Genomic DNA, 6,531 nt, shown 5'->3' with positions numbered 1-6,531 from the left:
TGCGGGTCTCCGGAGTACAGCCGGTGGATTTTTTGGTGGCTGGTCTGGCCCTTTCGCTGGCAAGCCAGCTCCTACAGGGGTACGCGGTCACTGTAGGAGCTGGCTTGCCAGCGAAGGGGCCGTCAGTTACAGCACAATACTCATGCCGTCATACGCCACTTCAACTTCACGCCGATCCAGCTCCGCCCGCTGCGGTGAATCCTCATCGAGAATCGGATTGGTGTTGTTGATGTGGATAAGTACCTTGCGCTGCGTTGGCAGCTGCTCCAGCACTTCGAGCATGCCGCCAGGGCCGTTCTGCGCCAAGTGGCCCATCTCCCGGCCGGTACGGGTGCCGACACCACGGCGCTGCATTTCGTCGTCGTCCCACAGCGTGCCGTCCACCAGCAGGCAATCGCTGGCGGCCATGATCTCCAGCAGCGGCGCGTCGACTTTGCCCAGGCCCGGTGCATAGAACAGTTTGCCTCCGGTATTGAGGTCTTCGACGATCAGGCCGATGTTGTCGCCCGGATGCGGGTCGAAGCGATGCGGCGAGTAGGGCGGCGCAGCGCTGCGCAGGGGCAGCGGGGTGAAACGCAGGTTCGGGCAGGCCGGAACGCTGAAGCTCTGGTCGAGCTCGATGCGGTTCCAGCTCAGGCCACCGTTCCAGTGGGTCAACATGTTGAACAGCGGGAAACCGGTGCTCAGGTCTTCGTGGACCATGTCGGTGCACCAGACCTGATGCGGGCAACCTTCACGCAACATGAGCAGGCCGGTGGTGTGGTCGATCTGGCTGTCCATCAGGATGATCGCGCTGATCCCGGTATCACGCAGTGCACGTCCCGGTTGCATGGGCGCGAAGCTTTGCAGTTGGGCACGGATGTCCGGGGAAGTGTTGCACAGCACCCAGTTCACGCCGTCATCGGAAATCGCGATGGACGATTGGGTGCGCGCCTGGGCCCGCAGGCTGCCGTTGCGAAAACCTGCGCAGTTCTCGCAATTGCAGTTCCACTGGGGAAAACCACCGCCAGCGGCGGAACCTAGGATCTGGACAAACATGGGCGCTCCATCATTTCAACGCTGAAAATAAAACGCCTCGGATAACCGAGGCGTTGTGCTGCATTCTGCCAGGGCAGAGATCAACGGCTTGCGAAGTACATGGTGACTTCGAAGCCGATACGCAGGTCGGTGTAAGCCGGTTTGGTCCAGGCCATCAGTTGAACTCCTTCATGTAAGGTTGGACAGCGCTATCTATATGTATAGTCCACCTCCAGTCAGAGATGTTCCAAATAGTTAGGCTGCTATGTTACTCAAAATTTCACAGGGATTGCCCGTGAAACTTTGAAAAAGCTCCTTACCGTCTGGGTAATGATCATTTTGTCGCTTGCCAAGGCGCTCCGGGTGCAGGGTTGTTCGCCAGGCAGCGCCAGCCGCCTTCGGCCCGGTTCAGGCGCTGGATCGCGGCCAGCAGTGCGCCGCGGTCGGTCAGGAGTATGGCCAGGGGTAACTGCGTCAGATAATCCGACGGGCGGCCGGCCAATTTACCCTGCCAGAGCAATTCGGCGGCTTGGCTTGTTGGCAGGGCGGCGCTGGAAAACTGATCGGCCAGGGTCTGGCGCTGGCTGATGAAGGCGCTTTCGTCGAGGGCCTGGATCAGCGCCGGCAACCCGTTCAGGAATTGTTCGATATGTTGCAAGAGCTCCGCAGCGGCCACATTCGGCGATTGCACACCCAGCAGCAGCCCGGTCTGCCCGTGGATCTGTCGCAGGGCACTGAACACCGCGTAGCCCAATTGCAATTCCACCCGCAGGCGCTGATAGAACGGCGTCTGACAGAGATGGGCGAGCAACCGCCAGGCGGCTTCGTCGGCCAGATCCTGGGTGGCTGTCGGACAGAACAGTAACAGCGCGTGTTCGCTGGAGTGGGTCGTCACGCTGCTCCACAGGTGCTGCGAATGGATTGACGGTGCCGGTGCCTGTTGCGTATCCGCTGCGCCCGGCACGCGACTCAATGCCAGGCCCATGGCCGCCTGAGTCTGCGCAGAAAAACCGCTCGCCAGGCCAGTCCAGCGAGCGCTCGACCACAGTTGTGCCAAGTTGTCGGATTCAACCGATGGCTCAAGGCAGTGATCGGGCAGCACCTTGAGTAGCTGTCGAATCGGCATCAAGGCGGGGCGGGCCGGTGATGGCGGTGACAGCCCTGCATCAGGCTGGGTCAGCAGGTTCAGCGCGTGTTCGAGTATGGACGGCATTCGCGCTTGCAGGCCGGTCATTTTCAACAGCCATTGATTGCCCGACGCAGCGAAGGAAAAATCCACGCCGGCTTCACTTGCGTCTTCACGCAGCGCTTGCAGGGTGTTTTCCAGGCGCGATTGAAGGCTGGTGCCGGGGGCCGCGTCCAGGCGCCAGCGCAGGTACAGCGCAGCTTCAGCGCCGTTTTCCGGTAGCGCCTGGCTGAACTGCATCGGCGAACGTTCGCGGCGGCTGCGTGAGCGGTCTTGGGCAAAGGTGCGCAGGCCCCGGTGGGCGCTGGTTTGTCCGCGAATCAAGCCGGCCCCTGGAGGCGCAGCTTCGGTGCGCAGGAACGGATTGGGCGCGGGGAGTTGCCACGGGCCGTTGAAGTTATCCACAGCGCCGATTTTTTCCAGAATGACCTTGAGGGCGGCAACACCGACTTCGGATAAGTCTATTTCGCGCTCTTCGATGTCCTGACGAGCCAGTTGCAAGGCACTACTTGTCTGGCGCTGGCGCAGCGCCGCGTATTCCTCGCGTAACCCGCGCCAGTCCTGTTGGGCGAAAAAGCTCAGCCAGTCCCGCAATTGCTCGCCAATCTCGCTCGCCAAAGCATTGGCGGGCAGGGTGAACTCAATGTGCAGTAAGGCTTGTTCGGCGAATTGGTACAGGGCGCGCGCCTTGAGGTTTTCAACTCGGCCCTGTTTGCGCAGTTCAGCCAGCAGCCCACCGGATTTCGCGGTGTTCAGCCAATGGCACAGAAAGCCCAGCGCTTCGGCGGATGAGTCGGGCAGTGCTTCAAGGGCAAACAGCAGGTCCAGCCGATGCTCGCCGACCTGTTGATAACTATTGCTCGCGCCTGCCATCAGCGGCGTCGGGGCTTGTTGCGGGACCTTCTCGCCGTTGGCAATGACGTTGCCGAACGCTTCGGCCAACAGCCTCAATTCATCAAGGCTCTGGGGGCCGGCAAGGCTCAAGGTCATTTGTCCGATCTGGTAATAGCGCTGGAAAAAATCCTGCAAGGCCTGCTGGAACTCGGGTTGCGGCACCGGCAGGCTGTCGCGGTTGCCCGCATGAAAACCGCGCAACGGATGAGCGTCGCTAAGCCCGTCCATCAGTGCCAGTTGCTGCTGCGCCGCGGCATCCTGGGACCAGGCGATGAACTCCGCGTGCAGCACTTCCCGTTCCCGGTGCTGGTCATCCAGCTTCATGCGCGGATGGGCGAGCATGTCCGCCAGCCGCTCCAGGCCCTGGGCAAACGCCTGGGGTGGCAACTCGAAAAAGTAATCGGTGTGGCGTTCGCAGGTTTGCGCATTCACCTGGCCGCCGTGGCGCTGGACGAAGGCCATCAACCCTTGGTCAGCGGCAAAACGCTCGGTGCCGAGAAACAGCAGGTGTTCGAGAAAGTGCGCCAGGCCCGGCCAGGCCAACGGCACATCATGGCTGCCGGCGGCAACCCGCAACGCCGCCGCGCAGCGCTTCAAATCCGGGGCATGACGCAGCGTCACCCGCAAGCCGTTGGCCAGGGTTTCAGTGTGGGGGCGAGGGGGATTCAGCGCAGGCATGAGCACTTCCAGGACAGAGAAGTGCCAATGCTAGCGGATAACGGTGGCTCAGCGCTTGTTCAGCGCGCCGTAAAGCTCGGGACGGCGATCGATCAGGTAGCGATTGGCTGCGCGGGAGTCGAGCATCAACTGGCGGTCCAGCTCACCGACAATCAGCGCCTCATCGAGTCCCGCCTGGGCGATGCGGCTGCCATCCGGTGCCGCGATGCTGCTTTGGCCACAGTAGTGGATATCGCCTTCGCTCCCGCAATAGTTGGCATAAGCCACGTAGCACTGATTCTCGTAGGCCCGGGCGCGGACGGTAACGTCAGCGATGAAGTCGAACGGGATCATGTTGGCCGTCGGTACCAGGATCAGTTCGGCGCCGGCCAGGGCCAGGCGGCGGGTATTTTCCGGGAATTCGAGGTCGTAGCAGATCAGGAAGCCGAGCTTCCAGCCATTGAGTTCAACGATGGGGAAGTCGTCCGAGCCGGCGCTGAACATCGAACGGTCGAGGTCACCGAACAGGTGCGTCTTGCGGTAATTGCACAGGCGCTCGCCATTGGCGTCGATCAGTTGCACGGCATTGTAGATCTGTCCGTCTTCGCAGCGTTCGGGATAGCCATACAGGATGGCTATCCCGGCGGTCTTGGCAATGCGCGCGATCTGTTGCGCCGATTCACCGTTGTGTACCTCCGCCAGCACGCTGACGGCATCGACGCCGATGTTGTAGCCGGTCAGGAACATCTCCGGCAGTACCAGCAAGTCGGCGCCCTTTGCCTCCAGCGCCAGCTGATGCAGGCGTTGAAGGTTGCCGGCGACATCCAGGGGCAACGGTGGACATTGGTAAAGGGCTACGCGCATTTCGGATTCCTCTTACTCGGGCAGGGCGATCGGGCCGATTTCGTTGAACACATCTCCTGGACCCGGATTCTCGGCGTGAGTTGCACCGCCGAAGTGTTTCATGATGCCCCACACCGCATTGAGCGAGGTCTGTACCGCGCCTTCGACCCAGGCCGGGGTCCACGAAACGTCGTCGCCGGCGATGAAAATCCCGCGCTGTTCGGCCGGCATGTCGTCCTGCATGAAATGCGCGTACATGCGTTGGTTGTAGCGATAGTGGCCGGGCAGGGCACCCTTGAAGGCGCCGAGGAAATGCGGGTCGGCTTCCCAGGACACGGTGATCGGATCACCGATGATGCGCGCGGCGATGTCGACTTTCGGGTAGATCTTTTTCAGCGCATCCAACGCCAGCTTCACGCGTTTTTCCACCGGATGCGGGAGCATTTTCAACGCGTCGCTCATCCACGAATACGACAGGCAAATCACCCCGGGCTTGTCGTCGCCGTTGTCGAACAGGTAGGTGCCGCGGGTCAGGCGATCGGTCAGGGTCATGCTCATCAGGTCGCGGCCGGTTTCCGGATCCTTGTCCTTCCAGAACGGGCGGTCGACCATCACGAAGGTTTTCGACGACTGCATGTAACGGGTGCGGTCCAGGGCCATCCACATCTTCTGCGAGAACAGGGTTTCGTCGCATTCGATCTGGGTGGTCAGCAGCCAGCTCTGGCAGGTAGTCAGCACCGCGGCGTATTCGCGGGTGTCGCCGTTGTTGTCGGTGACCGCAAAACGGCCGTCCGGCGCGTGGGCGATCTTCTTCACGCCGGAACGTGGCGCGCCGCTGTGCAACGACTTGAGGCTGGTACCCTGCGGCCAGTGCACACAGCGCTCAGGGACATGGCGCCAGATGCCCTGTGGTACCTGTTCGACGCCTCCGACCACCAGATGCTGGTGATCGTCGCAGTTGGTCATCACCACGCGGAAGATTTCCAGCATCGAGTTGGGGAAGTCCGAGTCCCAACCACCGGTACCGAAACCGACCTGGCCGAACACTTCACGGTGATGGAACGACAGCTTTGCGAAGGCTTCGGAGGTGGCCACGAAATCGTAGAAGGTGCGGTCGTCCCACAACGGCACGAGGGTGTTCCACAGCTCCTTGAGGCGCGGTACATTGCGGTCGCGAATGGCCTGCTGGATATCGGCGAACTGCGAGCCCGCTTCCAGGGCATCGGCCCAGGCGTCGGCGACTTCCTGGAACAGTGCAGGAAGATCCGCCAGTTTCTGTGCGTAATGGGTCTTGCCTTCCAGGTCGATGACGGTGCTGCCGGAGGCCGGTGTCAGCGGGTTGGGGAAGGGTTTGGTTTCAAGGTTCAGCTTGTCGACATAGTGATAGAACGCGGTGGACGATACCGGGAAGCGCATGCCGCCCAACTCGGCGACGATGCCGTCGGTGCCATTGAACGCCTGGGAGCGCAGGCGCCCGCCCAGCTTCGAGGCCTCATAGACCACGGGCTTGAGACCCAGCTTCATCAACTCGTACGCGGCCACCAGCCCGGCGATACCGGCGCCGACAATCGCCACTTCGGCACCGTGATGGTGCACTGGAATGCTGCCCAGGCCGGCCGGGTGTTCGATCCAGTCGTCGAAGGCGAAAGGAAAGTCCGGACCGAAAATGGTGATCGGTTTTTTACCGTCTGCAGGATGGCGATTGTTCTTGTTCATGGCTGACCTTGCTGGCGACCCGACGCGGAATGCGCATCTGAGTATAGGAAAAGATGCCATCCATTCTAGAGAGCACCGAACACGTTAATAAGACGCAAAGTGTCGTCGTTTTGCCAGATTTCTGATCAGTATGACGAGATAACTGTGCACACTGACCACTGTAGGAGCTGGCTTGCCAGCGATGAGGCCTTTGAATCTTGTGTTGATGGTCCGGACGC

The 6,531-nt window shown here is 61.2% G+C and carries 5 protein-coding genes; all 5 read right to left on the bottom strand.

The window, feature by feature from the left end; genetic code table 11:
* Nucleotides 1-126: 126 nt before the first annotated feature.
* Complete coding sequence (gene pqqB, locus ACM6I6_RS13800; protein WP_274077741.1) at nt 127-1,038, bottom strand: pyrroloquinoline quinone biosynthesis protein PqqB; 912 nt, start codon at nt 1,036-1,038, stop codon at nt 127-129.
* Between the two features lie 80 nt (nt 1,039-1,118).
* Nucleotides 1,119-1,193, bottom strand: a complete 75-nt coding sequence (gene pqqA / locus ACM6I6_RS13795; protein WP_003444522.1) for a pyrroloquinoline quinone precursor peptide PqqA — start codon at nt 1,191-1,193, stop codon at nt 1,119-1,121.
* Between the two features lie 158 nt (nt 1,194-1,351).
* Nucleotides 1,352-3,775 (bottom strand): pyrroloquinoline quinone biosynthesis protein PqqF, encoded by a 2,424-nt coding sequence (gene pqqF / locus ACM6I6_RS13790; protein ID WP_323608546.1) that lies wholly within the window; start codon nt 3,773-3,775, stop codon nt 1,352-1,354.
* A 48-nt stretch (nt 3,776-3,823) separates the two neighbouring features.
* Complete coding sequence (locus ACM6I6_RS13785) at nt 3,824-4,618, bottom strand: carbon-nitrogen hydrolase family protein (protein WP_323608545.1); 795 nt, start codon at nt 4,616-4,618, stop codon at nt 3,824-3,826.
* A gap of 12 nt (nt 4,619-4,630) precedes the next feature.
* Nucleotides 4,631-6,313 carry a flavin monoamine oxidase family protein gene (locus ACM6I6_RS13780; RefSeq protein ID WP_414920050.1) on the bottom strand — a complete coding sequence of 561 codons (1,683 nt, stop codon included), beginning with the start codon at nt 6,311-6,313 and terminating at the stop codon, nt 4,631-4,633.
* Between the last annotated feature and the right edge of the window lie 218 nt (nt 6,314-6,531).

Origin of the sequence: Pseudomonas sp. IT-P218 (assembly GCF_949767605.1) — a bacterium.
Taxonomy (GTDB): Bacteria; Pseudomonadota; Gammaproteobacteria; order Pseudomonadales; family Pseudomonadaceae; genus Aquipseudomonas; species Aquipseudomonas putida_AE.
Note: the sequence above shows the minus strand (reverse complement) of the source record. Positions and strands in the feature narration are given on the sequence as shown.